This is a genomic window from Geodermatophilus sp. SYSU D00700 (assembly GCF_054050255.1).
Genome location: NZ_JBJGZA010000012.1, coordinates 90,346 through 114,860, shown reverse-complemented (window position 1 = coordinate 114,860; position 24,515 = coordinate 90,346). Strand labels below are relative to the sequence as shown.

Here is a 24,515-nt window from a genome sequence, read left to right as displayed (position 1 = left end):
CCAGACCGAGCCCCCCCCCAGCCCCCCCCCCCCCCCCCCCCCCCCCCCCCCCCCCCCCCCCCCCCCCCCCCCGCCGCGCCCCCCCCCCCCCCCCCCCCCCCCCCCCGCCCCCCCCCCCCCTCTCGGGAGGCCGTCCGGACGCCGCTTCCCCGACGACGTCCGGACGACCTGACCTGGAGCCTACGACGCCGGGGCGGGGAGCCTCACGTCGTCGTGCCTCAATCGTGACGGAGGAGCCCGGCGCCGGCCTCAGACCACCTGGTGGAGCCAGGTCGTCTGGCTGCCGTCACCGGCGTACCGGTAGACCTCCAGGTCGGCGTCCCAGGCCGCACCGAGGAGCTGGTCGACCCCGTGGCGGAACGCCTCGGCCGACGTGGCGGTCGCCGCCAGCGTGCGCAACTGCTGCTCGGTCACCACGATGTCGCCATTGGCGCTCGTGGGGGCGCGGAAGACCCCGTGGCCGGGCACGTAGGACATGCGCTCGCCGTCGTTGCCGTGGCTGGCCTCCTCGGTCACCTCGAAGCGCAGCATCGGCCACGCGCGCAGCGCGGCGACCAGCTTGGCGCCGGTACCGGGCGCACCGGTCCAGGCCACCTCGGCACGGAAGGCACCGTGTGCCGCGGGCTGGTCGGCCCACGACAGGGAGACCGGCGCGCCGATGACGCGCTCGAGCGCCCACTCGACGTGCTGGCAGAGCGCCTTCGGGCAGGAGTGCACGAAGACGACACCCTGGGTAGACCGTCGCTGCACGAGGCACCTCCATCGACTCGATCGGTCTCGTCTTCCCCAACGGACGATCGATTCGGTGACAGGCTGTGGTCAGCTCCGGTGGACCAGGGACGCACCGACAGTGTGCACGATGAGGCACCGGTCGCGCCAGTGCGGATGCGGCGGCTGGTGCGGATGTGGTCCCGCGCACCCCTGCCGCCACGGAAGTGCTGGTCAGGGCCATACCACGGACGCCTTCCCCGTGCCCAGCCACCCCTGGGCGGCCCTGACGGTACACCGGGCACCCGGTCACGCGCGGTCGCGGCCGAATGTGTCTCGCAACCCCCTGCCGGGGCCGCCGGTCACACTCGGTCACCGCCACGCGGGCGAGACGGTCACCGTACGAGATCGTGTACCCGGTCCCCGCCGGCCGCCTTGGCCCGGTACATGGCCGCGTCCGCCCGGTGCAGCACGTCCGCGACGTCGTCGTCCGGGCGCACCAGGGCGCAGCCCACGCTGGCGGTCACCCCCCAGCCGGCACCGGCCTCGGCGACGGCGTCCCGCAGGCGCCCGGCCAACGCCGCGTCGTCGGCGGGCGCCGGGGAGCCGGCGAGGACGGCGAACTCGTCGCCGCCGAGGCGAGCCACGGTGTCGGTCTCGCGGACCGCGGCGCCCAGCGCGGCGGCGGCCCGGCGCAGGACGGTGTCCCCGGCGGCGTGGCCGTCCCGGTCGTTGACCGCCTTGAACCCGTCGAGGTCGACGATGCAGACCACGGCGCGCTCGCCGCGGCCGGCGCGGCCCACGGCGCCCGCGACGCGCTCGAGGAAGACCCGGCGGTTGGGGACACCGGTGAGCGGGTCGGTGGTGGCCAGCGCCTGCTGGGTGCGCAGCAGCAGCACCATCCGGTCCTGAGTGGCCCACTGGTTGGCCGAGGTGAAGGCGCAGACGAGCGTCACGGTGACCAGGACGGTGGCCACGAACATCGAGTGGGAGTCCAGCGGACCGGCGACCACCAGCGCGTAGCAGGTGGTCGTGGCGATGCCGGTGAGCAGCACGCCGGCGGGCGGGTAGGCCACCGCCGTGAACACCAGGTTGAGGAAGTAGAGGACCCAGAGCGGGCTCTCCGCGCCACCGTCGATCCGGGCCGCCACGGTGACGACGGCGGTGACCGCGGCGCTCCAGGTGTAGAAGAACAGGCCTCCGCGCAGGTCGTAGACCATCGAGCGCAGGGGCAGCAGGAGCAGCAGCGGCACCCCGAGGACCACGGACGAGGCCAGGACCAGCAGCACCGGGTGCCGGTGGCCGGCCGTCGGCGTCAGCAGCGTGTAGGCCAGCGAGGCCAGGCCCGCCACCTCGCTCAGCAGCACCCCGGTCTGCACGTGGCGGACCCAGAAGCGGGCGCGGTCCTCGGCGTCGGCCAGCGGCCGGTACAGCCCCGCGCCCAGCCAGCGGGGCGCGCGGCGCAGCAGCGCACGCAGGGCTCCCCCGCGCGCCACGCTCCCCGTCACCGCCGCGCTCACCCCCTGGGGTACGGCAGGACCCGCCCCACCCTGCACCCCGGGCCCGCGCGGCTCCCCCGTCCGGGGTGCCCCGCCGCCCGCTGGGTAGGGCCCGGTCATGGGAGCGAGGGACGCAGCCGGCCGGCCGCGCGGCCTGGCCGCCGCCGGACGCGACGTGGTCGGACCGCTGGTGCTCGGCGCCTGGGACGCCTTCCTCGAGCAGGCGGCCGCGGTCGACCTCGACCGGCCCACCCGGCTGCCCGGCTGGCGCGCGCACGAGGTGTGCGTCCACCTGGGCGCCTGGCCCGACCACGCCGCGCTGGAGGACCTGCAGGCCTCCGCGCGCGCCGGCGGCACCGGGACCCCTCCGGACGTCGACGCCACCAACGCCCGGGTGACCGCCGCCCACCGGGACGCGCCCCGCGAGGAGGTCCTGGCGGCGCTGCTCCGCAACCGCGAGGCGACGGTGCGCTACCTCGCCGACGCGCCGGCCGAGCTGGACACCGCGCCGGCGGTCTCCACGGTGGGCCGGCTGCCGCTGCTGTCGGTGGTGCTGGGCCAGGCCTACGAGCTCGCCGTCCACGGCCTGGACCTGGTGCCGCTGGGCGCTCCCCCGCCGCCACCGCCGGTGCTGCAGGCGGGGCTGGCTGCGCTCGCGGAGGTCACCGGGGCGCTGGCCGCCGCGGCGGGCATCTCCGGCGGCGCGACCCTGTTCACGCCCGACGGCGGGTGGACCTTCGCCGCGGACCCGCCCGGCTGGACGGTGCGGCGGGTGGACGGGGAGCGCCCGCCCGGCGCCGTCGTCGAGGCACCCGCCGACCTGCTCCTGGACGCCGCGTCGGGGCGGGTCAACCCGGCCGCCGCGCTGGTGCGGCGGCGGCTGCGGGTGCGCGACCTGCCCGAGCTGGTGCGGCTGGCGCCGATCGTCGAGTCGGTGCCCGGGATCCCGGGCGGGCCGATCCTGGCGCTGGCCGCCCGCACCGTCGGGGGCGCCGGTGACCTGCTGGGCCGGCTGCGCGGCCGCCGCGGCTGAGGCCGTCAGCAGGCGCCGCCGAGCGAGACGCCGTGCGCCTCGAGCCACGGCACCGGGTTGACGCGGCTGGCGTACAGGCCGCCCTCGTGCACCTCGAAGTGCAGGTGCGGGCCGGTCGACTGCCCCTTGTTGCCCACCGTGGCGATCTGCTGACCGGCGCCGACCACCTCGCCCGCCGACACGGTGAAGGTGTCGACGTGCCCGTAGAGGGTGATCCGGCCGTCGTCGTGCTGGACGTACACGGCCTGGCCGAAGCCGCTGGCGGGACCGGCCTGCAGGACCACGCCGCCGTCGGGCGCGTACACGGGCGTGCCGATCGGGGCGGCGATGTCCACGCCCTGGTGCATGGTGCCCCAGCGCGGGCCGTAGCAGGAGGTGACCCGGCCGGTGGTCGGCGCGATGCCCCCGCCGGCGGAGGACTGCACGTTGACCGCCGCCTGCTGCTGCGCGGCCTGCTGCGCGGCGTAGGCGGCCTCGGCGTCGGCGATGCCACGCAGGCGCAGCAGCTCGACCTCGGCGGCGCGCAGCTGCTCGTCGAGGCGGGCCTTCTCCGCGGCGACGGCGTCGTAGTCGGCCTGCGCCTGCGCCAGGCGGGCGTCGGCGGCGGCCTGGGTCTCGGCGGCGGCACGGGCGGCGGCGTCGCGCTCCTCGACGGCGGCACGGGCGGCGGCGTCGGCCGCGGCCTCCTGCGCCTCGAGCAGCTCGTACTCCTCCAGCGTCTCGGCGCGCTGGTCGCCCAGCAGGTCGAGGGTGGCGGCGCGCTCGAGGACCTCGCGCGGACCCTGGCTGTCCAGCAGCACCGAGGCGGTCCCGGCGAGCTCGCCCCCGCTGCCCATGTAGGCCTCGCGGCCGAGCTCGACGACCTCGTCCTCCGCCTGCGCGACGGCGTCCCGGGCGGCCTGCAGCTCGGCGGCGGCGAGCTCGGCCTGCTGCTGGGCGGCGGCCAGCTCGGCCTGGGCGACCAGCGCGGCGTCCGCGGCGGCCTCGGCCTCGACGGTCATCCGCTGCAGCTGCTCCTCGGCGGCGGCGACCTGGGACCTCACCCGCTCGACCTCGGCGACGAGAGCCTGCTCGGTGGCCTCGGCGGCCGCGACGTCGTCGTCCGGGTCGGCGAGGGCCGGGGCGGACGCGGTGAGCAGGAGGCCCAGAGCGGCGCCGGTGGCGACCACGGCACGACGGATGCGGCGGGCGGAACGCGGGCTGGTCCGGTGGTGCAGGGACGCCAAGACGGCGGATCTCCGTTCCTCGGGTCCGCTTCCCGGGTCACCGCCACGTCCGGAGTGGACGCGCGGCTCACCCACGTGTGCCGTACGCGGGCGCGACCGAGCAGGGGCCTCGGAGAGGTCCCGGGTCCCGGCGCGGTGGCCGGCGGTCAGGCGGGGTCCGGCCGGTGTCCTCGGGGATCGAGGCGCGTGGGGCCCGGCGGGACCGTCGGCGAACGTACTACGCCGGACGGAGGTCAGGTAACGAAACGGTCAACTACCTGGCGCGCCTGCTTGCACGGGCGGGCCTGTGACCTGCGCGTCTCACGGGACGTGTGGGATGCGGCACTTTCGGCGACAAGCGCCTCTTCGGCTCGTCTGAGCGAACTGGCTGGTCATCCCCCCGTGACCCCACTCACAGGGGATTGCCAGCTACCGCGTGCACGCTGGCCCGCCGTACCCGTGCAGGAGGAGGGGAAACATGGACGGATCCAGGGCGCCCCATCCGGCGCCTCCGCTGCGGGCGTCCGACGGCGACCGGGCGGCCACGGTCCAGGCGCTGCAGGACGCCGTCGCGCGAGGGCTGCTCACCCCCGACGAGGGCAGCGACCGGATGGCGTCGGCCTTCGCCGCGGTCCACCTGCGCGACCTGGCACCCCTGACCGCGGACCTGCCTCCGGCGACGGCGCCGTCCGGTCCGCCGGGGTGGCGCCCGCTGGGGCTGATGGCCTGGGAGCAGGTGCGGGCGACGCTGCACGGCGCGCGCTCGGACGGGCCCACGGCCGTGCGCCTGGCCCTGGTGGCGGTGCTGACGCTGCTGCTGTTCGTCGCGCTCGGCTCACTGGTGCTGCAGGGGCTGTTCGACGGCGGTCCGGAGCGCTGGTCGGACGGCTGGCCCGAGGGCTGGGGAGAGCGTCCCGGACCCGACTGAGCCGGAGGTGTCCCGGGGACGGCGCCACCGCCCCGGGACGCTGCCCCCTGGGGACGGTGTCTGGCAGGCTGGCACCGGGGGCGGTAGCTCAGCCGGTCAGAGCACGGGACTCATAATCCCTGGGTCGTGGGTTCGAGCCCCACCCGCCCCACCGACATCCGTGCAGGTCAGCGCGGCAGGATCCGGCGCGCCTCGACGCCCCCGGGATCGTCCCTGCCACGATCGCGGGGCGGAATCCCGGCAGGCGCCGTGGCGTTCTGCCAGCGTCCCGAACAAGGAAGGGCAGACGATGACCACTGAGACGGCGATCCTGGCCGGCGGTTGCTTCTGGGGTGCGCAGGACCTGCTGCGCAAGCGCCCGGGGGTGGTGTCGACCCGGGTCGGTTACTCGGGCGGTGACACGCCGAACGCCACCTACCGCAACCACGGCGACCACGCGGAAGCGGTCGAGGTCGTCTTCGACCCCGACGTGATCTCGTTCCGCGAGCTGCTGGAGTTCTTCTTCCAGATCCACGACCCGACGACGGTCGACCGTCAGGGCAACGACGTCGGCCGGAGCTACCGCTCGGCGGTCTTCTACACGAGCGACGAGCAGAAGCGCGTCGCCGAGGACACGATCGCCGACGTCGACGCGTCGGGCCTGTGGCCCGGCAAGGTCGTCACCGAGGTGACCGCGGCCGGCCCGTTCTGGGAGGCCGAGGAGGAGCACCAGGACTACCTGCAGAAGTTCCCGTACGGCTACACCTGCCACTACGTGCGGCCGGGCTGGGTGCTGCCGCGCCGCCAGGAGCAGGCCACCCGGTAGGCGTCCCCTCCCAGGGCCTCCTCCGGGGGTCCTGGGAGGGCCTCGCGCTGCACCACCGGACACGACGGTGCCGGGACCCCCACCCGACGCCGGACGCCCCTAACCTCGATCTTGTGAGCCGCGACCGCGACCAGCACGGCGACCCCCCGGCCCGGCCGCTCCCGGCACGGCTCGACCCGCGCGCCGGCCGTTCCCCCCACGTCCGCGGCTCCGGTCCCGCCGAGGCCACCGGCCCGCACGGGAGCCGGCGGGTCGGGACGCCGCGCCGCCGCACCAGCCCGGCCGTCGTCCTCGGTCGCGCCGTGGCCGTGCTCGTGTCGCTCGTCGTGCTGGCCGGCAGCGGCTGGGGCTGGTACCTGGGCCGGGTGGCCGAGGCGACGGTGAACCGCACCGACGCCATCCCCGCAGACGGCAACGCCGACACCGGCGGCGCGCCCGAGGCGATGAACCTGCTGCTGGTCGGCAACGACAGCCGCGCCGCGCTGACCTCCGAGCAGCTCGCCGAGCTCAGCGCCGGCGTGGACTCCGGGATCAACACCGACACGATGATCCTGGTGCACGTCCCGGCCGACGGGTCGCGCGCCTCGTTCGTCTCCTTCCCGCGCGACTCCTACGTGGAGATCCCCGGCCACGGGATGGACAAGCTCAACGCCGCCTACGCGCGCGGCTACGCGGAGGTCGACGACTCCGCCCCCGACGAGGAGAAGCAGGCCGCCGGCGCGCAGCTGCTCATCCGCACGATCAGCCAGCTCAGCGGCCTGCGGATCGACCACTACGCCGAGGTCGACCTGCTCGGCTTCTTCGAGCTCACCAGCGTCGTCGGCGGCGTCGAGGTCAACCTCTGCCACGCCGTCGACGACCGCGAGTTCTCCGGCGCGTTCTTCCCGGCCGGCAAGCAGACGATCAGCGGCGCCGAGGCGCTGGCCTTCGTCCGCCAGCGGCAGGGCGTCCGGCCGGACGGCAGCGCGGCCCTCCCCCGCGGCGACCTCGACCGCATCGTCCGCCAGCAGGTGTTCATCGGCGGCGTGCTGCGCAAGGTCCTGTCGCAGGACGTGCTGCTCGACCTCGGCAAGCAGCGGGACCTGATCGAGGCGGCGTCGGAGTCGCTCACCGTCGACGAGGACCTCGACCTCCTCGACCTCGCCCAGCAGATGCAGTCGGTGACCGCCGGGAGCATCGAGTTCCAGACCGTGCCCATCGCCGACGCCGCGGCCCGCGACGAGGACGGCCGGTCGATCGTGCGCCTCGCCGACGAGGACACCCTGGCCGACTTCTTCGCCACCCTCTCCGCCGAGCCGGAGGACCCGGCGCCCGCGCCCGAGCCCCCGGCTCCGGTGGCGCCCTCGGAGGTGTCGGTGGAGGTCTACAACGGCTCGGGCACCTCGGGGATCGCCGCCGAGGCGACCGCGGACCTCGAGGCCGCCGGCTTCACGGTGACCGCCACCGGCAACGCCGACAGCAGCGACTACGAGCAGACCGTCGTCCGCCACGCCGCCGGCGACGAGGCGCTGGCCGCCACGCTCGCCGCGCAGGTCCCCGGCGCCCTCACCGAGGTCAGCGAGGACGCCGGCAGCGGCACCGTGCAGCTGGTCCTGGGCAGCGACTTCAACGGCATCGGTGAGCCGACCACACCGCCCGAGCCGGCCGGTGAGCCCAGCGCCGAGGCGCCCCGCACGGCAGCGGACGAGACCTGCATCAACTGAGACTCAGGCTCCGTGGCGTCCGGCCACCGCCGTCGCGACGACGAGGTCCTGCCAGGACATCCCCACGGTCTTGACGACCAGCGGCCGGTCGGCGGGGACGGCGACCGCACCGGTGACGACGTCGCGCAGCGGCACCAGGTCGGCCGGGGTCAGCGCGCCCTCGGCGATCGCGAGCACGACGTCCCCGGCCTCGCGCAGCGCCGTCGCGACGTCCTCGACGACGACGGTGGCGCGGCCGAGCAGCGCGGCGTCGAGCTCGCGGGCGTCGGGCTCGTGCGAGCCGACGGCGACCACCACGGCGTCGTCGCGCAGCAGGGCGGAGTCGAACACCGGGGACCGGGCCGAGGTCGCGCAGACGACCACGTCGGCCGAACCCAGCTCCTGCTCGGCCCGCGGCGTCCCGAGCGCGACCGCGTCGAGCGGGGTCCGGGACGGGTCGCGGACCAGGTACGTGACGGCGTCCACGGGGCGGGCGGCGGCCAGCGTGGCGACGTGGCCGGTGGCCTGGGGGCCGGCGCCGAGCACCGCGACCCGCAGGGGGCGGTCGGTCAGCCGCGGGAGGGCGGCGGCGACGGAGACCGCGGGGGTGCGCAGCGTGGTGAGCGCCGTGCCGTCGAGGACCGCGCGCAGCGCGAGGGTCCCCGCGTCGAACAGCAGGTAGGCGGCCTGCACGCGGGGCAACCCGCGGGCCGGGTTGCCCGGGGCGACGGTCGCCACCTTCACCCCGGCCGCGCCGGCCGCCTCCGACGGCATCAGCAGGAACTGCCCCCGCGCCAGGCCGACCGGGATGCGGGCCGGGTCGGCAGCGGGGTCGAGCCCGCCGCGCAGCGCCTCCGTGACCGCCCGCACCGCGGCCGCCGGGCCGAGGGCGGCGACGTCGTCCGCGTCGAGGACCCTCACCGCAGCACGAACGCGGGGACCAGCGGGTGGTGCGGGTCGACGCAGAACACGTGCTCCCCGGTCCGGTGGGCCGTGCCGGTGACCTGCGGGACGACGGCGGGGCGCCCGCCGGCGTCGACCCGGTCGAGCACCGTCCCGGTGAACGTGCTGCCGACGATCGACTCGTGCCGCAGCACCGTGCCCGCGGGCAGCTGGCCGTCGGCGTCGAGCGCGGCCAGCCGGGCGCAGGTGCCCGAGCCGCACGGGGAGCGGTCGACCTCGCCGTCGGCGAAGACGGTGACGTTGCGCCGGCGGGCCTCCCCCTCGGCGTCCCCCAGCTCGTCGAACCAGATGGTCCCGTGGACCCCGTCCTGCCGGGGGTCGTCCGGGTGCACGGCGTGCTCGCTGTCGCTGAGAGCCCGCTTGACCTCGCGTCCCAGGGCGATGAGCGCACCGAGGTGCTCCGGGGTGACCGACAGGCCCAGCGCGGCGGCCGGCAGTGTCGCGTAGATCGCCCCGCCGTAGGCGACGGTCACGGTCGCCTCGCCGCGGGAGGTGGTCACCGGCACCTCGGTGGCGACCACCCAGCTGGGCACGTCGACGAAGTCGACCGCGGTCACCCGGCCCGAGGGCACGTCGACGACGACGTCGGTGCTGCCGGTGTCCGGGGCGGCGACCCGTCCGGTGTCGACGGCCCACACGCCGAGCGCGATGGTGCCGTGGCCGCAGGCGGTGGAGAAGCCGTCCTCGTGCCAGAACAGGACGCGAAGGTGGGCGCCGTCGTCGTCCGGGGGCACGAGGAAGCCGCCGTACACGTCGGCGTGCCCGCGCGGCTCCGAGCAGAGCACCGCCCGCAGCAGCTGGACGTCGGGGTCGGTGATCGCCCGTGCCCGCCGCTCGGCGACCGTCGTCCCCGGGATGGGCACCGGTGGGTCGGCCACGATCCGGAACGGCTCGCCGCCCGTGTGGTGGTCCGTCGTCGCGATCGTCGCCGGCAGCACACCGGCACCCTGCCACGCCCCCGGCACCCGGCAGCGACCTCCGTCCCGGTCCGCCCGGGCCCTCCGCCCGTGCCGGCAGGACCACGGCCGTCCCTAGCGTCGGCGCCGTCGAGCACCCGACGTCAGAGGGAGGAAGCGCACGTGACCCGTGCCCTGGTGGTCTACGAGTCCCTGTTCGGGGACGCCCGCACGATCGCGCAGGCGATCGCGGCCGGGCTGTCGGAGTCGGTGCCCGCCGACGCCGTGGCCGCGGCGGAGGCGCCGGCCGAGATCGGGCCCGACGTGGCCCTGCTCGTCGTCGGCGGTCCCAACCACGCCTTCGGCATGCCCCGCCCGTCGACCCGCGGCAGCGCGGTGTCCGACCACGGTGCCGTCGTCCCCGACACCGCGACCGGCCTGCGCGAGTGGCTCGAGGCGGTGCGGGCGCCGGCCGGCGGGGTGCGCGCCGCGGCGTTCGACACCCGTCTCGACGGCCACAAGGTGATCACGCGCATGGACCACGCGTCGCGCACCGAGGAGAAGCTGCTCGGCCGGCTGGGCGCCGAGGTGGTCGCCCCCGCCGAGCACTTCTCGGTCGCCGGCACCACCGGGCCCCTGGTCGAGGGCGAGGAGGAGCGCGCCCGCGGGTGGGGCCGCAGCCTGGCCGCGCTCCTGGCCGCCGGGACCCGCGGCCGGTAGCCGCGCACGACGACGCCCCCGCCGCGAGATCGCGGCGGGGGCGTCGTGGCGCGCGGTCAGGTCCCCGACCGCCCGGTCACCGGCAGGTCGGGCTCGGTGCCGCGCGGGCTGGGCACCGGTGGCCGGCCGGTCACCGGGACCGGCCCGGACGGCGGCAGCGGCCGCGCCGCGTGCACGGCCAGACCGATCAGCAGCCCGCCGACCACCAGCAGCACCACGCCGATCCCGAGCAGCCCGACGGAGAACCAGGTGAGCCCGGGCAGCGTGGCACCGGCCCGGGCGACGGCCGCCACCCCGGCGTCGCCGTCGGCCCGCATGAGCACGACCGTCCAGTTCCCCTCGTCGGGACGCCAGTCGAGCACCTGGGTGCCGCTGCCGCTGGCCTCGGCGGTCCAGATGCCGGCCTCACCCGGCGGGACGGCGGGCGCCCCGCCCGGCACGTCGTCGACCACCCACGTCCGGTCGTCCCAGATCCCCCAACCCGGGTCCAGCTCCTCCGCCGTCGCGTGCCCCACGTCGCGCAGGTACCGGTCGACGTCGGCGGTCGGGGCCACGCCCAGGAACAGCTCGACGTCCGGGTCGTCGGGGGTCACCGTCAGGCGCGCCGTCCCGAGCAGCTCGTCGACCACCCAGTCCAGGCCGTCGCCCTCGAACACCATCCCCTCGGTCGTCACCGCGTAGCGGCCGGTGTCCACCGACGCGGCGGGCATGAGCAGCACGCCGTCGGCGTCGCGCTCGGCCCGGTCGGCCCAGAGCAGCGTGCTGCCGGCGACCAGCGGACCGGTCGCGGTGAGCACCAGCGCCGACCCGAGGACGACCGCCGTGACCCTCCCCGCGGTCCACCGGCCCTCCGCGGACGGCGCGGCGGCCACCGGCGTCGCCGGGGTGCCGGCCGGAGGCGGAGCGGCGGGCAGCGGCGTGGCGGGCACCGACCCGGGGTCCGTGCCGCCCAGGTCCAGCCGGAACGGCGGGTAGGCGTCGGTCAGCAGCAGCACGTAGGCGGTCACGCGCCAGGCCCAGCGGTCCATGCCGAGCACGAAGTCGTAGATCGGGACGGGGTAGCGCCCGCGGAACAGCAGGACCACCCCGGCGACGAAGACCAGCAGGGCGACCAGGCCACCGAAGGCCCAGCCGTCGTCCCCGACGCGGTCCCCGTCCCAGGACCCCGTGCCCAGCCAGACGCCGCCGCCGACGAACACCGCCAGCACGACGTAGTGCGGCAGCGCCAGCAGCCACCACTTCACCAGCACCAGCCCGCGGGAGAGCCGCTCGGGGTAGGGCACGTCGAGACGCGCCGGATGGCCGGGGACGTCGGCGAGGGTGAACGGCGGGTAGCGGTCGGTGCCCAGCGCCATGTAGCCGTAGTGCTGCACCCGCCAGGTCCAGCGCAGCACGCCGACGGTGAAGTCGAACAGGGGCCGCGGATACCGCCCGGTGACCAGGACGGCGAAGAACGCCACGACGGTGACGACGACGACCGCCACCCACAGGAACGCCAGCACCACGTAGTGCGGCACCAGCAGCAGCCACTTGACCAGCCACAGCCAGCGCGACAGCCGCGCGTCCAGCAGCCCGTCGACGCGCACCGGGTAGGGCGGCCGGCTCCCCGCCGGGGCCGTCGGCGACACGTGCTCGCTCACGGCACACCTCCTCCTGCCGCCGCGGCGACCCGGGGCGTCTTCCCGGCGCGAGCGGCCGACCCGAGCGTCGCGTCCCGGGCCGCTCGCCGGACACGGCCGAAGGCGACTGGCACCGGGGACGTTGGTCGCTGTCACCGGGGACCGCGGGCCCGGGACGGGGCTCCTCGGACGGACGACGCTCGGGGCACCACCGCCCGGAGGAGTCGCGCCATGACCCGCCGCACCGCCGCCCCCAGGTCGCTGCCGCTGCTCGAGGCGGCCGCCGACGCCGCCGTCCTGGCGCCCTCGGTGCACAACACCCAGCCCTGGCGGATCCGGCTGCACCCCGACCGGCTGGAGCTGTCCGCCGACCGCTCCCGGCAGCTGACCACCCTCGACCCGGCCGGCCGCGCCCTGGCCCAGAGCATCGGCGCCGCGCTGCTCAACGCCCGGGTGGCGCTGGCCGCCGCCGGCACCGCAGCCCGCGTCGACCGGCTGCCCGACCCCGCCGACCCCGACCTGATGGCGGTGCTGCACCCGGTCGCCGGCCCGGCCGACCCCGCGCTGGCCGCCCTCGCCCCCGCCGTGCGCCGGCGCCGCACCAACCGCCGCCGCTACGACCCCGAGCGGCTCCCCGAGGACCTGCTCCGGGTGCTGGTCGCCGCGGCCGCCGCCGAGGAGACCGTCCTGGTCCCGGTCAGCCACGAGGACCACGTGCACCTGCTCGCCCGCCTGGTCCAGCAGGCCGACCGCATCCAGAACGCCGATCCCGCCTACCGCGCCGAGCTGCGCCGGTGGACCAACCGCGAGCCGCGCGCCGGCGACGGCGTGCCCACCAGCGCCGTCCCGCACGTCGACGGCCGCCAGCACGACCAGCTGCCCGTCCGCGACTTCGACACCACCGGCGCCGGCCTGCTCCCGCCGGACACCGGCTCCGGCACCGAGCAGACCCTCGTCGTGCTCGCCACCCACCGTGACGACCCGTTGGCCTGGCTGCGCTGCGGAGAGGCCCTCGAGCGGGTGCTGCTGGAGCTCACCGCCCGCGGCTGGGTCGCCGGCCCGCTCACCCAGGCCGTCGAGGTCCCCGTCACCCGCACCCAGCTGCGCTCGGCGCTCACCTGGGACGCCCATCCCCAGTCGGTGCTGCGCATCGGCCGGGCACCGGCCACCTCACCGACCCCCCGCCGTCCCCGCGGCACGGTGGTCGAGAACAGCGCCTCCCCCGTCCAGCGCCCGGCCCGCGGCCGGCCCGGTCCGCCGACCCGCCCGGTCCCCGACGGCCGCGGGGGGACGACGTGGGTGTGACCGCCCGCCTGCCGGCGGTCGTGGCCGGGGTCGACGGCACCCGCGGCGATCGGCACGTGGCGCTCGCCGCGGCGGACGACGCACACCGCGAACTGCGCCCCCTGGTCCTCGTCACAGCGGTCGAGCAGGCCCCCGACGCGGGACGCGCCCACCACGGCCCCTGGTCCCGGGCGCTCGCCCACCTCGACGCGCTCCGCCGTGACCTCGCGACCCGGGTCCCGGCGCTCCCCGTGCGGACGGTCGTGCGGGACGGCCCTCCGGCCCGGGTGCTGCGGGACGAGGCCGCGGGCACGGCCACGACAGTCGTCGGCACCGGGGGCGGTCCCGACGGCCTGGGTCCGGTCACCCGGGCACTGGTGACGACGTCGGACTGCCCGGTGTCCGTGGTCGTGCCCCCGGGCGTCCCCGGAGGTCCGGTCGTGGTGGCCGGGGTGGACGGGACCGCCGGCACCACCGCCGTGCTCGCCGCGGCGGCCCTCCAGGCGGGCACGCGCGGCACCTCGCTGCACGTCGTCCACGCCTGTCGCGCGGACGGTCTGCGACAGGGCGTGGACGGTGTCCTCGCCGAGCCGTGGGCGCCGGTCGCCGCGGCCGTCACCGCGGCCGGGCGGCGGCTCGTCGAGGCGCACGTGGCCCGCGCCCGCGACGGGTGGCCGGGGATCCCGGTGTCGGTCGACGTCCGGGCCGGAGACCCGGCCAGGGTGCTGGTGGACCGCTGCCTGGATGCGGGGCTGCTGGTGGTCGGCCGCCCGCGCTCGGCGGCCGGGGCCGCGCTCGTCGAGGCCGTCACCACCCGGGCCCGCTGCCCCGTGCTGGTCGTCCCGCCGGCTCCACCCGACCGCCGCCGCGCCGCCCGGCGGCCGGCCGGCATCGCCCTGCCCCGGTGAGCGCGACCCCGGGTCCGGTCGTGGCCCGGCTGCGGCGTGGCACGGGACGCGCCGCCCGCCCGGACGACCGGCTCGAACTGGTCTCCCTGCTGCTGTGCGCGCTGCTCGCCGTGCTCGCCGTGCCGGTGGGGCTCACCGTGGCCACCACGGTCGGCACCGACGTCGCCGCCGAGGTCCGGCAGCAGCAGGAGGAGCGCCACCGCGTGCCGGCCGTGCTGCTGGCCGACGCGGAGCCGGTGCCCGGCGTGGGGGCGGGCGCCCCGGCGGCCTGGACCGGGCCGGACGGCAGCGATCGCGAGGGCGAGGTGCCCGTCCCGGCGGGGACCCGCGCCGGGGAGACGGTGTCCATCTGGGTCGAGCCCGACGGGCGCCGCACCCGCCCGCCGCTGTCACCGGCCGGCGCACGGGTGGCGACGGCGGTGGCCGGCACCGTCACCGCCGTGCTCGTCGCCGCGGCCGCCGTCACGCTGCACGTCGCCGTCCGCGCCCTCCTCGACCGCGCACGGCTGCGCCGCTGGGCGCGCGAGTGGACCGAGGTCGAGCCGGTCTGGGCGGCCCGGTTCCGGCTCCGCTGACCCCGGCCGCGCCGACCCCGGGCCGGTACGGAGGAGGGGCCGGGACGCGCCGCGTCCCGGCCCCTCCTCCGTCGGTCAGGACCGGCCGAGCAGCCGGCGCCACCAGGACCGCCGGGGCGGCGCGGACCCCGTCGGCGGGACCGGTCCGGCCGGCTCCCGCTGCGCCCGTGACGCTCCCTTGCCGGACCCCGCGGGACGCCCGCGCTCGGAGGCGCGGGCGTGGCTCAGGTAGTCCTGGACGGCCTGCGGGTCGAGCCGGTGACCGCGGGCGGCGACGTCGTGCCGGGCCTCCCACTGCGCGATCAGCTTCTCGTCCTCGGACATCTCGCGGCGCGGGTGCTCGCCGGCGGCGTCGGGCGCGGTCATGTCGGGGTCCTCCTGGAGGGGTGCGGTCGTTCCGGTCCTACGCTCTCCCGGCCGGGGCCGCCACCGCAGGGGGCGAGGGTCCCGCGGACCGGGACCTACGGCCCTCACGCGTGCAGGACGGCGGCGCCGGCGAAGCGGCCGTGCGCGAGGTCGGCGAGGGCCCGCGGCGCGTCCTCGAGGTCGTAGGCGGTGGTCGTCGCCCGCACGCCCAGCCGGCCGGCGAGGGTGAGGAACTCCTCGGCGTCGCGCCGGGTGTTCGCGGTGACGCTGCGCAGCCGTCGCTCCTGGAACAGCTCCTCGGCGTAGGACAGGGCCGGCACGTCGGACAGCCAGATCCCGGCGACGGCGAGGGTCCCGCCCCGGTCGAGGGCCCGCAGCGCCCCGGGCACCAGCTCGCCCGCCGGTGCGAACAGGACCGCGCCGTCGAGGGGTTCGGGCGGGGCGTCGATGGCGTCGCCGACCGAGTCCACTCCCAGCTCCCGCGCCAGCCGGCGGTTGGCCGCCCCGCGGGTGAGCACGTGTACCCGCAGCCCCTGCGCGAGCGCGACCTGCGCGGTGAGGTGCGCGCTGCCGCCGAAGCCGTAGATCCCGAGCCGGCCGCCCGGCGGCACCTCGGCGCAGCGCAGCGCGCGGTAGCCGATGATCCCGGCGCACAGCAGGGGCGCGGCCTGCTCGTCGTCGAGTCCCTCGGGCAGCCGGTAGGCGAAGCGCTCGTCGACCAGGCAGGCGTCGGCGTAGCCGCCGTCGAGGTCCCAGCCGGTGAACCGGGGGTCGGTGCACAGGTTCTCGTCCCCGCGGCGGCAGAACCGGCAGGAGCCGTCGGTGCGGCCCAGCCACGGGACGCCGACCCGGTCGCCGACGACGAAGCGGGTCGCCCCGGGACCGAGCGCGTCGACCCGCCCGACCACCTCGTGCCCGGGGACGACACCGGGCCGCCGCGGCGGGAGGTCGCCCTCGGCCAGGTGCAGGTCGGTGCGGCACACCCCGCAGCAGGTGACCGCGACCCGCACCTGCCCCGGGCCGGGGTCGGGGAGCTCCCGCTCGACCCGGTCGAGCGGGCCGTCGTCGGCCGGCGCCGGCATGCCGACCACCCAGGCGCGCACGGCCCGGCTCAGGCCGGCGCGGGCGGAGGGTCGCCGCGGTGCTGCTGCCGGGCCGTGTCCATCGGCGGTCCTCACGTCGGGCCCGGACCGGTGCCGGGCGGCACCCCCCACCGTCCGCCGGACCGCGCCCCGCGGACCGGAGGCGAGGGGCCTCCCGTCCCGGGACCTCCGTCCCCCGCGACGACGTCGGCCGACCCTGGGCGGGCCCGTCCGGCCGACCTAGCGTCCGGGACACCGACCGGAGGAGGAGCCGTGCAGGTGCGAGACGTCATGACCCGCGACGTGGTGACGGTGGGCCCGCACACCGCGGTGCGGTACGCCGCGGAGGTGATGGCCGGGCGGGGCTTCGCCGCCCTGCCGGTGGTCGAGGACGACGACCGGCTCGTCGGCGTCGTCGCGGAGGCCGACGTGCTGCGCGACCGGCTGCCCGCCGACCCGCGGCTGCACCTGCGCCGGGACGGCGGCGGTGGCGGGGAGCCGCCGCCCGGCCTGGTGCGGGACGTGATGACCCGACGGGTGCGGTCGGTCGACGTCACCGCCGACGTCGCCGACGTCGCGCGGCTCTTCGTCGACCAGGGGCTGCGCAGCGTCCCGGTGACCGACGGCGGCCGGCTGGCCGGCATCGTCAGCCGCCGTGACCTGCTGCGCACGCTGGTGCGCCCGGACGACGACGTCCGGGACGAGCTGCTGCAGCTGGTGGAGGGCTACACCGGGGAGCTCGACGCCTGGCAGGTCGCCGTCACCGACGGGGTGGCGACCGTCCAGCGGCTGCGCGGCGAGCCGGAGGGACCGGAGGGCACCGAGGAGCGGGCGCTGACCGAGCTGGCCCGGACCGTCGGCGGCGTCGTGGCCGTCCGCGTGCTGCCGGCCGGCGCCGACCCGACCGGCACCGACCCGGCCCGCACGAGTGCGGCGACGTCCCCGGGGAGCCGGCCGTGACCCGGCCCCGGGCCGAGCGGACCGTCGTCGTCGGGATCGACGGGTCCGACGCCGCGCGGGAGGCGGCCGCGGTCGCCGTCGAGGAGGCCGCCCGCCGCGGCTGCGCCCTGCGCCTGGTCCACGCGCTGCTCTGGTCGGCGGCCGCGCCCCCGTCCCCGGGTACGGACGACCCCGGGTTCCCGGACACCGGCGGCCTGCTGCGCGCGGCCGCCGAGTCGGCGCTGCGCACCGCGGCCGGGGACGCCGCGGAGGTGCTCGGAGCCGACCGCGTCAGCTGGGCGGTGGTGCCCGGGGACGCGGCCGACGTCCTGGCCCGCGCGGCCGGCGGCGCCGAGCTGCTCGTCCTGGGCAGCCGGGGGGTGGGCGGCGTCTCGGGCCTGCTGCTCGGGTCGACCGCCGCGGAGGTCCTCGCGGCACCGCCGTGCCCGGTGCTGCTGCTCCCGGAGCCGACGGCCGTGGCGGTCCGGCCGCGGACCACGGTCGTCGCGGCGGTGGCCGGCGGGCCCGCCGACGACGCCGTGCTCGCCTTCGCGTTCGCCGAGGCCGCGATGCGGGCGACGGACCTGCTCGCCGTGCACGCCTGGCAGGACGTCGCGCTGGAGACCGCGCTGCTGTCGACCAGCGCGGTGGTCGACTGGGCCGGCGTCCTCGCCGACGAGCAGCGCGTGCTGGCCGAGGCGCTCGCCGGCTGGCGGGACAAGGAGCCCGACGTCCCCGTCCGCGAGGCCGTGGTCCGCGACCGCCCGGCCCGCGCCCTGCTCGCGGCGGCGCTGACGGCGGAACTGCTCGTCGTCGGCGCCCGGCCGCACCGGCTCCCGGCCCGGCTGCGGTCGACCACCCACGCGGTGGTGCACCGGCCGCCCTGCCCGGTCGCGGTGGTGCCGACGACCGACACCCCGGGCGGCCGGCGGTGACCGGCCGCCGCGTCCTGGTGGCCGTCGCCAGCCGCCACGGCTCGACGGCCGAGATCGCCGGGGTGCTCGCCGAGGAGATCGCGGGCTGCCCGGCCGGGCGCGGGGCCGGGCTGAGCGCGGCCGCCGTGCCGGTCGAGTCCCGCCCCGACCCGGCGCTCTGGGACGCGGTGGTGCTGGGCAGCGCCGTGTACGCGGGCCGTTGGCTCGGGCCGGCCCACGACCTGGCCGTCCACTCCGTGGCGGAGCTGCGCCGACGGCCGGTGTGGCTGTTCTCCAGCGGGCCGATCGGCGCGCCGCCGTTCCCGCCGGAGGAGCCCCACGACGTCGCCACGCTGACCGATCTCCTCCCGCTGCGCGGGAGCCGCGTCTTCCCGGGCCGGCTGGACCCGGGCCGCCTGAGCTTCGGCGAGCGGGCGATGGCGAGCGCGATGCGGGCGCCGGTCGGCGACTTCCGGGACTGGGAGGCCGTCCGCGGGTGGGCCCGCGAGATCGCGGTCGCCCTGGCTGCCGAGGAGCCGGCTCCGCGGCCCCCACGCCGGGAACCCGCGGGCCCCCGGAGCTGACGGGGCCGGGACGGTCGGTGGCCGCGGCTAGCCTCCGGCCATGCCCGAGCAGGTCACGCCCTTCCTGATGTTCACCGGCGACGCCGAGCGCGCCATCGAGCTCTACACGTCGCTGTTCGACGACGCGCGCGTGCTGGGCCTCACGCGGTGGGGGCCGGGCGGCCAGGGCGCGGAGGGGACGGTGGAGCAGGCCACCTTCTCCATCGCCGGTCAGGTGTTCCGCTGCTTCGACAGCCCCCCGGTGCACGACTTCGGCTTCACGCCGTCCTTCTCGATCTTCGTCGACGTCGCGTCGGCCGACGAGCTCGACCGGCTGTTCGCCGGCCTCTCCGACGGCGGCACGGTCCTGATGCCGGTGGACGGGTACGGCTTCAGCCGCCGCTTCGGCTGGGTGAACGACCGCTTCGGGGTGTCCTGGCAGCTGAACCTCGCCTAGGGCGGGTCAGACCAGCGGCTGTCCGGCGCCCTCGATGCGCGGGGTGGTGCCCGACCGCACCACGGTGACCGGGCAGGCGGCCTCGCGCAGCACGGCCTGCGCGAGCGACCCGAGCCGGCCGAGCGCGCCGCCCCAGCCGCGGACGCCGACCACCAGCATCTCCGCGCCGCGGGAAGCGGCCACCACCGCCTCCGCCGGCGCGGCGTGCACCGCGCGGCAGGTCACCGCGGTCCCCTCGGGCACGCGGGCCGCGGCGACGTCGTCGGCCAGCGCCTGCTCCACGGCCTTCTCGTAATCGGCCATCGGCGGCACGTAGCCGGGCTCCCAGGTGGCCGGCCGGGGCGCGGTCGGGATGCTCCACGCCCGCACCACCGTGAGCGGCAGGCCGGCCCGCGCAGCCAGCCGCCCGGCCCACGCCAGCGCCTCGCGGGCGCAGGCCGAGCCGTCGACCCCGACCACGATGCCGTTCTGCTGCGCCGTCGTCTCCACCCCATGGCCTCCTCACGACCGATCCCCTCCGCCCGACCCTCCCACGCCGGGCGGGCTCGCGGGGCAGGGTCCGAGGTCCCCAGTACCAGGGGCGCGACGGGCCACCCGGCCCAGCGATCCGGGACGGAGGTCCCTGACGGCGCCGGGCGCGCCGCTGGGACCGTGAGCGCGCGGGCGCCCGGCCGAGCGGCGCGGGAGGGACGGACGTGACCAGCCACCGGCAGCACCTGAGCGACGACGAGTGCCGGCGGCTCGTCGCCGGAGCCCGCGTCGGGCACCTGGCCTTCACGAAGGACGCCCTCCCGGCCGTGGTGCCGGTCCGGTACGTCGTCGACGGGGACCGGCTCGCCGTCCCGGCGCGCCCCGGGGACGACCACCTGCTCCCCCACCGCGGTGGCGTGGTGGTGCTGTGCGTGGACCAGTTCGACGGCGAGCACGGGTGGGCGGTCTCCGTCGTCGGTCCCGCCCGCACCGTCACCGACCCGGCGGCCGTCGGCGCGTGGGACGCCGCGGGGTGGCCCGGCGACCCGGTGCCGGCGGACGGCCGCGGCTACGTGGTGCTGCAGGCGACGGTGGTGCGCGGCTGGCGGATCCTGCCGGTCGCCGCGCCCACCACGCGCCGGCCCGCGTGACCGATCCGGACCTGCCCGTTCCGGCACACCGGGGGGCCTACACCCGCGGACGCCGACGTGCCAGGCTGGGCCAACGCCTCACCGCCGGCCAGCAGGGACCACGATGAGCTCCACCGGTACCGCGCGCGGCTCCGATCCGGCCGCCGAGTCCTCCCTCGCGGGCATGCGCCTGACCGAGCTCATCGGCGAGGTGCAGGACCGGCTGGCCGCCGTGGCCCGCAACCAGGCCCGGGTCCAGCAGCTGCTGGACGCCTTCCTCTCCGTGTCCACCGGTCTGGACCTGGAGACGACCCTGCGGCGGATCGTCGAGACCGCCTGCGACCTCGTCGACGCCCGCTACGGCGCGCTCGGCGTGCTCGCCCCGCACGGCGGTCTCGCCGCGTTCATCCACGTGGGCATCGACCCCGAGCAGGCGGCCGCCATGGGCTCGCTGCCCGAGGGCAAGGGCGTGCTCGGCCAGCTGATCACCGAGCCCTACCCCCTGCGGATCAGCGACCTGGGCGCGCACCCGGCGTCGGTCGGCTTCCCACCCGGGCACCCGCAGATGCGCAGCTTCCTCGGCGTCCCGGTCCTCGTCCGGGGGACGGTGTTCGGCAACCTCTACATGACCGAGAAGCGGCACGGGGAGTTCACCGCCGAGGACGAGGCCGTGCTCACCGCGCTGGCGGGCGCCGCCGGGGTCGCCGTCGACAACGCCCGGCTCTACGAGGAGGCCGAGCAGCGGCGCCGGTGGGCCACGGCCCTCTCCGACGTGCGGGCCGCCCTGCTCGACCCCGACGCCGCCGGGCAGGCGCCGCGGCTGATCGCCGAGCGGGTGGCCGCCCTGACCGGCGCCGAGGCCGCGTGGATCGTGGTCGGCCCGGACGCCGGCTCCTGCTACCAGGTGGAGGTGCAGGTCGGCGACGGGCTGGAGGACCTCACCGGCCGCCGGCTGGACACGGCCACCAGCCCCGTCCTGGACGCCGTGTCCCGGTCCGAGGGGATCGTGACGCTCGACATGGCCGGTGTGGCCTACGACGGGCCCAACGCGCACGTCGCCTGGGGACCGTGCCTCGCCGTCCCCCTGCGGTCGACCCACGCCGAGCCGGCGGTGGTGATCGCGGCCCGGCGGGCCGGCTCGCCGGCGTTCGACCCGTCGGTGGCGGGTCTGGTCGGGGCGTTCGCCGACCAGACGGCGATCGCCCTCGACCTCGCCGCCCAGCAGCGGCTGGCGCGGCAGCTCGACGTCTACGAGGACCGCGACCGCATCGCCCGCGACCTGCACGACCACGTCATCCAGCGGGTGTTCGCCGCGGGCCTCGGCCTGCAGTCGGTGCTGCCGCGGGTGGGCGACCCGCAGGCGCAGCGCCGGATCCGCGAGGTGGTCGCCCAGCTCGACGAGACCGTCCGCGACATCCGCACGAGCATCTTCGACCTGCACACCACCGACCCCTCCGAGGAGGCGGGCCTGCGCCGGCGCGTCCTGGACACGGTGGCCGGCACCGCCGGCGACCTGGAGTCCACGGTCCGCACCTCGGGCGCGGTCGACTCCCTCGTCACCGGGGACCTGGCCACCGACGTCGTGGCCGTGGCCCGGGAGGCGGTGAGCAACGCCGCCCGCCACTCCGGCGCCCGGCACGTGACCGTCACCCTCGACGTCGGCGACGAGGTGGTGCTCGAGGTGGTCGACGACGGCCGGGGCATCGACGCCCGCGCCGCCCGCAGCGGGCTGCGCAACCTGGAGGAGCGGGCCACCCGCCGGGGTGGCGGCCTCGCCGTCGAGGCGCTCCCCGACGGCGGCACCCGGCTGCGGTGGTGGGCCCCGCTGACCTGAGCGGGCCGACCGGGCCCGGTCAGTCGCGGCGGGGCGCGGCCGACCGCAGCTCGGTGGCCAGCACCGCGGCCTGGGTGCGCCGCTCGAGCCCCAGCTTGGCCAGCAGGTGGGACACGTAGTTCTTCACCGTCTTCTCGGCCAGGAACATGCGCTCACCGATCTGCCGGTTGGTCAGTCCCTCGCCGATGAGCTGCAGCACCGTGCGCTCCTGCTCGCTGAGCCTGGCCAGGGGCCCCGCGGGCTCCGCCGCCCGGCGCATCCGCTCGAGCACCGCGGTGGTGGCCGCAGGGTCGAGCAGCGAGCCACCCGCGGCCACGGTGCGGACCGCGCCCACCAGGTCGGCGCCCAGGATCTGCTTGAGCAGGTAGCCCGAGGCGCCGGCCATGATCGCCTCGAACAGCGCCTCGTCGTCGCTGTAGCTGGTCAGCATGATCACGTGCAGGTCGGGCATCCGGCTGCGGAGCTCGCGGCAGACGGCCACGCCGTCGCCGTCGGGCAGCCGGACGTCGAGGACGGCGACGTCGGGCTTGAGCGCCGGCACCCGGGCCATCGCCTCCGCGGCGTTCTTCGCCTCCCCGACGATGCTGATGCCCGGGTCGCTCCCGAGCACGTCGGCCACCCCGCGGCGCACCAGCTCGTGGTCGTCGAGCAGGAACACCCGGATCGGGTCCTGCTGCCCGTCGTCGGCCACCCGCGACCTCCCCGTCCGCCGTTCCCGGCACCCGGCCGCCGCCGTCCGGCGGGCCTCCCCCAGAGGCTAGGTGGCCACCCGGCCCGGGCGCGCGGGGCCGAAGGTCCCGGGCCGGTGTGACGTGCGCGCCGTCCGTCCCGCCGCGGACGGGCCCTCCGGCCCTGCCCGCTCCCCGGTCCCGGCGGCACGGTCTCCCCATGGACGACACCTCCCTCCGGGTCCTGCTCGCCTACGCGACCGCCGGCGGGTCCACCCGCGGGGTGGCCGAGCGGGTGGCCGCACGACTCACCGAGGCGGGGCACGCCGTGGACCTGCGACCCGCCGGCCCGGACGTCGACCCCACCGGGTACGACGCCGTCGTGGTGGGCAGCGCCGTCCACGACATGGCGTGGCTGCCCGACGCCCGGGACCTGCTGGCGCGCCTGGTCGCGGCGAGCGCTCCCCCGCCGGTCTGGTGCTTCAGCGTCGCGGGCATCGTCCCGCGCGGCGCGGTCACCCGGTGGCTCGCCCGGCAGGAGCTCGCCCGCATCGGGCAGGGGCTGCCCCGCGGCCTCCGGGCCCGGTCCCACCGGCTCTTCGCCGGGGTCGTGTACGTCGAGGGCGTGCCGCTGTGGGGCCGGCTGTTCTACCGCGCCGTCGGGCAGCACCCCGGCGACCACCGCGACTGGGCGGCGATCGACCGGTGGGCACGGGAGGTGGCCACCGAGCTCACCGCCGTCGGCGGGGGCCTGCCGGCGACCGGCGACGCCGGCCTGTGGCGCGACCCGAGGTGACCCGGGCTCCCCTGCGCGCGGCCGCCGGTCCCGGGCTGGTCGGCGCCGCTTGCGCCCGCCGGCTGGCCCCGGCGACGGCGGTCCTCGCGGTCGCGGTCGCGGGCCTCGCCGTCCTCGCGCCGCTGCCGACCGGTGGCACCGAGCTGGTCTGCCTGGTCGCCGTCGCGCCGCTGACCCTGCTGGCCGCGGTGCTGGTCCGCCGGCGCTCCCCCGCCGGGCCGCTGCTGACCCTCGGCACCTCACTGGCGGCCGGGTACCTGACCGCCGGGTACCTGGTCGCCGGGCTCGCCCGGGGCCCCGACGGCGGCGGCACCCCCGGCCCCGACGCGGCGCCCCTGCCGCTGTCGGGGGCCGTGCTGGCGCTCTGCGCCGCCGTGGCCCTCGGCTCCTGGTGGGCGGTGCCGCCGGCGACCGCGGCCTTCGACCGGCGCAGCCGCCGGCTCATCGGCGCCCTGCTGCTGGCCGCCGTCGTCCCGGCCGTCGCCGGCCCGTACCTGCCGGCCTGGCCGGCGGCCGTCCCGGGCGCCCCGACCGCGGAGCACCTCGACGGGCCCGCGCTCCGGTGGGCGGTGGCCGTCGCGGACCTCGTCCTGCTGCTGCCCGCCGCGGCGGCGACCGGAGCGGGCCTGCTGCGCGGGGCGCGGTGGGCGGGCCCGGCCGCGTTCGCCGTCTCCGGCTGCCTGGCGCTGGTCGGCGCGGCGGGGGCGGCGACGGCCTGGTCGGCGGTGCTGTACGGGGACGCCGGCGCGACGGCGGGCACCGCGCTGACGACGACGGCGGTCGCCGCCGTCACCGCGACGCCGGCCCTGCTGTGCTGGACGGCCGTCGTGCGCACCCGCCGCCAGCACTGGGCGGTCCCCGGTCCGCGCCGCGAGGTCGGCGTCGTCCCGCCCGCCCGGCCGGCCACCCGGGGCGGCACGGCCGGCATCCCGGTGCCCCGGGCCGGGGACGGCCGGCCGGGCCTGCCGTGA

Annotated in this window: 26 protein-coding genes and 1 tRNA gene; 17 read left to right on the top strand and 10 right to left on the bottom strand. The window is 77.7% G+C overall.

Features of this window, described 5'->3' with window-relative positions; all coding sequences use genetic code 11:
• Positions 1-249: 249 nt before the first annotated feature.
• Together ACI79V_RS11725 and ACI79V_RS11720 are read right to left on the bottom strand one after the other, a co-directional pair.
• Complete coding sequence (locus ACI79V_RS11725) at positions 250-750, bottom strand: DUF3145 domain-containing protein (protein WP_456876701.1); 501 nt, start codon at positions 748-750, stop codon at positions 250-252.
• Between the two features lie 353 nt (positions 751-1,103).
• Positions 1,104-2,216 carry a diguanylate cyclase gene (locus tag ACI79V_RS11720; protein ID WP_456889399.1) on the bottom strand — a complete coding sequence of 371 codons (1,113 nt, stop codon included), beginning with the start codon at positions 2,214-2,216 and terminating at the stop codon, positions 1,104-1,106.
• Between the two features lie 109 nt (positions 2,217-2,325).
• Between ACI79V_RS11720 and ACI79V_RS11715 the strand changes: the two genes are divergently transcribed.
• Complete coding sequence (locus ACI79V_RS11715) at positions 2,326-3,240, top strand: maleylpyruvate isomerase N-terminal domain-containing protein (RefSeq protein ID WP_456889397.1); 915 nt, start codon at positions 2,326-2,328, stop codon at positions 3,238-3,240.
• Positions 3,241-3,245: 5 nt separating this feature from the next.
• On the opposite strand, the gene ACI79V_RS11710 is transcribed toward ACI79V_RS11715, so the two are convergent.
• Positions 3,246-4,409: a M23 family metallopeptidase gene (locus tag ACI79V_RS11710; protein WP_456889395.1), complete on the bottom strand. Its 1,164-nt coding sequence runs from the start codon at positions 4,407-4,409 to the stop codon at positions 3,246-3,248.
• A 514-nt stretch (positions 4,410-4,923) separates the two neighbouring features.
• On the opposite strand from ACI79V_RS11710, the gene ACI79V_RS11705 reads away from it, so the two are divergent.
• The 4 genes from ACI79V_RS11705 to ACI79V_RS11690 all read left to right on the top strand — a co-directional run bounded on the left by ACI79V_RS11705 (position 4,924) and on the right by ACI79V_RS11690 (position 7,881).
• Complete coding sequence (locus tag ACI79V_RS11705) at positions 4,924-5,373, top strand: DUF1707 SHOCT-like domain-containing protein (protein WP_456889394.1); 450 nt, start codon at positions 4,924-4,926, stop codon at positions 5,371-5,373.
• A 77-nt stretch (positions 5,374-5,450) separates the two neighbouring features.
• Positions 5,451-5,524 (top strand) — tRNA-Ile (locus ACI79V_RS11700).
• A 138-nt stretch (positions 5,525-5,662) separates the two neighbouring features.
• Positions 5,663-6,178: a peptide-methionine (S)-S-oxide reductase MsrA gene (msrA, locus tag ACI79V_RS11695; RefSeq protein WP_456889392.1), complete on the top strand. Its 516-nt coding sequence runs from the start codon at positions 5,663-5,665 to the stop codon at positions 6,176-6,178.
• A gap of 113 nt (positions 6,179-6,291) precedes the next feature.
• Positions 6,292-7,881, top strand: a complete 1,590-nt coding sequence (locus tag ACI79V_RS11690) for an LCP family protein (protein WP_456889390.1) — start codon at positions 6,292-6,294, stop codon at positions 7,879-7,881.
• Positions 7,882-7,884: 3 nt separating this feature from the next.
• Here ACI79V_RS11690 and ACI79V_RS11685 read toward each other — a convergent pair whose 3' ends face one another.
• Together ACI79V_RS11685 and ACI79V_RS11680 are read right to left on the bottom strand one after the other, a co-directional pair.
• Entirely contained in the window at positions 7,885-8,781 is an 897-nt protein-coding gene (locus ACI79V_RS11685; protein WP_456889388.1) for an ornithine cyclodeaminase family protein, read from the bottom strand.
• Entirely contained in the window at positions 8,778-9,761 is a 984-nt protein-coding gene (locus ACI79V_RS11680; protein WP_456889386.1) for a proline racemase family protein, read from the bottom strand. The genes ACI79V_RS11685 and ACI79V_RS11680 overlap by 4 nt, the downstream gene beginning before the upstream one ends.
• 141 nt (positions 9,762-9,902) lie before the next feature.
• Here ACI79V_RS11680 and ACI79V_RS11675 point away from each other — a divergent pair, with 141 nt between their 5' ends.
• Complete coding sequence (locus tag ACI79V_RS11675) at positions 9,903-10,439, top strand: flavodoxin family protein (RefSeq protein WP_456874008.1); 537 nt, start codon at positions 9,903-9,905, stop codon at positions 10,437-10,439.
• A 56-nt stretch (positions 10,440-10,495) separates the two neighbouring features.
• Here the strand turns inward: ACI79V_RS11675 and ACI79V_RS11670 are convergent, their stop codons facing one another.
• Positions 10,496-12,079, bottom strand: a complete 1,584-nt coding sequence (locus ACI79V_RS11670; protein ID WP_456889384.1) for a DUF4389 domain-containing protein — start codon at positions 12,077-12,079, stop codon at positions 10,496-10,498.
• A gap of 210 nt (positions 12,080-12,289) precedes the next feature.
• Between ACI79V_RS11670 and ACI79V_RS11665 the strand changes: the two genes are divergently transcribed.
• From ACI79V_RS11665 to ACI79V_RS11655, 3 genes are read left to right on the top strand one after another with little or no spacing between them, the layout of a single operon-like run.
• The gene (locus tag ACI79V_RS11665; RefSeq protein WP_456889383.1) at positions 12,290-13,363 is read left to right on the top strand and encodes an Acg family FMN-binding oxidoreductase; all 1,074 of its coding nucleotides are present in this window, start codon (positions 12,290-12,292) and stop codon (positions 13,361-13,363) included.
• A complete protein-coding gene (locus tag ACI79V_RS11660; RefSeq protein ID WP_456889381.1) occupies positions 13,360-14,250 on the top strand; it encodes a universal stress protein in 891 nt (296 codons plus the stop codon). Before ACI79V_RS11665 ends, ACI79V_RS11660 begins: the two co-directional genes overlap by 4 nt.
• Positions 14,247-14,825, top strand: a complete 579-nt coding sequence (locus ACI79V_RS11655; protein ID WP_456889380.1) for an Rv1733c family protein — start codon at positions 14,247-14,249, stop codon at positions 14,823-14,825. Before ACI79V_RS11660 ends, ACI79V_RS11655 begins: the two co-directional genes overlap by 4 nt.
• A gap of 75 nt (positions 14,826-14,900) precedes the next feature.
• On the opposite strand, the gene ACI79V_RS11650 is transcribed toward ACI79V_RS11655, so the two are convergent.
• Together ACI79V_RS11650 and ACI79V_RS11645 are read right to left on the bottom strand one after the other, a co-directional pair.
• Positions 14,901-15,191: a hypothetical protein gene (locus tag ACI79V_RS11650; RefSeq protein WP_456889378.1), complete on the bottom strand. Its 291-nt coding sequence runs from the start codon at positions 15,189-15,191 to the stop codon at positions 14,901-14,903.
• Between the two features lie 104 nt (positions 15,192-15,295).
• Positions 15,296-16,294, bottom strand: coding sequence for a zinc-dependent alcohol dehydrogenase family protein (locus tag ACI79V_RS11645; protein WP_456889376.1), 999 nt, complete (start codon positions 16,292-16,294; stop codon positions 15,296-15,298).
• 252 nt (positions 16,295-16,546) lie between these two features.
• On the opposite strand from ACI79V_RS11645, the gene ACI79V_RS11640 reads away from it, so the two are divergent.
• Genes ACI79V_RS11640 through ACI79V_RS11625 form a run of 4 tightly spaced genes read left to right on the top strand, consistent with a single transcriptional unit; the run spans position 16,547 to position 19,146 of the window.
• Entirely contained in the window at positions 16,547-17,233 is a 687-nt protein-coding gene (locus ACI79V_RS11640; protein WP_456889374.1) for a CBS domain-containing protein, read from the top strand.
• The gene (locus ACI79V_RS11635; protein ID WP_456889372.1) at positions 17,230-18,147 is read left to right on the top strand and encodes a universal stress protein; all 918 of its coding nucleotides are present in this window, start codon (positions 17,230-17,232) and stop codon (positions 18,145-18,147) included. The genes ACI79V_RS11640 and ACI79V_RS11635 overlap by 4 nt, the downstream gene beginning before the upstream one ends.
• A complete protein-coding gene (locus ACI79V_RS11630) occupies positions 18,144-18,710 on the top strand; it encodes a flavodoxin domain-containing protein (protein WP_456889370.1) in 567 nt (188 codons plus the stop codon). The genes ACI79V_RS11635 and ACI79V_RS11630 overlap by 4 nt, the downstream gene beginning before the upstream one ends.
• A gap of 40 nt (positions 18,711-18,750) precedes the next feature.
• Positions 18,751-19,146: a VOC family protein gene (locus ACI79V_RS11625; RefSeq protein ID WP_456889368.1), complete on the top strand. Its 396-nt coding sequence runs from the start codon at positions 18,751-18,753 to the stop codon at positions 19,144-19,146.
• A 6-nt stretch (positions 19,147-19,152) separates the two neighbouring features.
• On the opposite strand, the gene ACI79V_RS11620 is transcribed toward ACI79V_RS11625, so the two are convergent.
• Complete coding sequence (locus tag ACI79V_RS11620; protein ID WP_456889366.1) at positions 19,153-19,635, bottom strand: universal stress protein; 483 nt, start codon at positions 19,633-19,635, stop codon at positions 19,153-19,155.
• A gap of 206 nt (positions 19,636-19,841) precedes the next feature.
• Here ACI79V_RS11620 and ACI79V_RS11615 point away from each other — a divergent pair, with 206 nt between their 5' ends.
• Positions 19,842-20,267, top strand: a complete 426-nt coding sequence (locus ACI79V_RS11615) for a pyridoxamine 5'-phosphate oxidase family protein (protein WP_456889365.1) — start codon at positions 19,842-19,844, stop codon at positions 20,265-20,267.
• Between the two features lie 103 nt (positions 20,268-20,370).
• A complete protein-coding gene (locus ACI79V_RS11610; protein WP_456889363.1) occupies positions 20,371-22,080 on the top strand; it encodes a GAF domain-containing protein in 1,710 nt (569 codons plus the stop codon).
• Positions 22,081-22,099: 19 nt separating this feature from the next.
• Here ACI79V_RS11610 and ACI79V_RS11605 read toward each other — a convergent pair whose 3' ends face one another.
• Positions 22,100-22,771 (bottom strand): response regulator, encoded by a 672-nt coding sequence (locus tag ACI79V_RS11605; protein ID WP_456889361.1) that lies wholly within the window; start codon positions 22,769-22,771, stop codon positions 22,100-22,102.
• A gap of 197 nt (positions 22,772-22,968) precedes the next feature.
• Here ACI79V_RS11605 and ACI79V_RS11600 point away from each other — a divergent pair, with 197 nt between their 5' ends.
• Complete coding sequence (locus ACI79V_RS11600; RefSeq protein ID WP_456889360.1) at positions 22,969-23,544, top strand: flavodoxin domain-containing protein; 576 nt, start codon at positions 22,969-22,971, stop codon at positions 23,542-23,544.
• Positions 23,541-24,515: a hypothetical protein gene (locus tag ACI79V_RS11595; RefSeq protein ID WP_456889358.1), complete on the top strand. Its 975-nt coding sequence runs from the start codon at positions 23,541-23,543 to the stop codon at positions 24,513-24,515. The genes ACI79V_RS11600 and ACI79V_RS11595 overlap by 4 nt, the downstream gene beginning before the upstream one ends.

Excerpts from the sequence above, each read along its gene's own strand:
- ACI79V_RS11715 (WP_456889397.1), top strand. The coding sequence starts at position 2,326 with ATGGGAGCGAGGGACGCAGCCGGCCGGCCGCGCGGCCTGGCCGCCGCC.
- ACI79V_RS11705 (WP_456889394.1), top strand. The coding sequence starts at position 4,924 with ATGGACGGATCCAGGGCGCCCCATCCGGCGCCTCCGCTGCGGGCGTCC.
- msrA (WP_456889392.1), top strand. The coding sequence starts at position 5,663 with ATGACCACTGAGACGGCGATCCTGGCCGGCGGTTGCTTCTGGGGTGCG.
- ACI79V_RS11665 (WP_456889383.1), top strand. The coding sequence starts at position 12,290 with ATGACCCGCCGCACCGCCGCCCCCAGGTCGCTGCCGCTGCTCGAGGCG.
- ACI79V_RS11650 (WP_456889378.1), bottom strand. The coding sequence starts at position 15,191 with ATGACCGCGCCCGACGCCGCCGGCGAGCACCCGCGCCGCGAGATGTCC.
- ACI79V_RS11625 (WP_456889368.1), top strand. The coding sequence starts at position 18,751 with ATGCCCGAGCAGGTCACGCCCTTCCTGATGTTCACCGGCGACGCCGAG.
- ACI79V_RS11610 (WP_456889363.1), top strand. The coding sequence starts at position 20,371 with ATGAGCTCCACCGGTACCGCGCGCGGCTCCGATCCGGCCGCCGAGTCC.
- ACI79V_RS11600 (WP_456889360.1), top strand. The coding sequence starts at position 22,969 with ATGGACGACACCTCCCTCCGGGTCCTGCTCGCCTACGCGACCGCCGGC.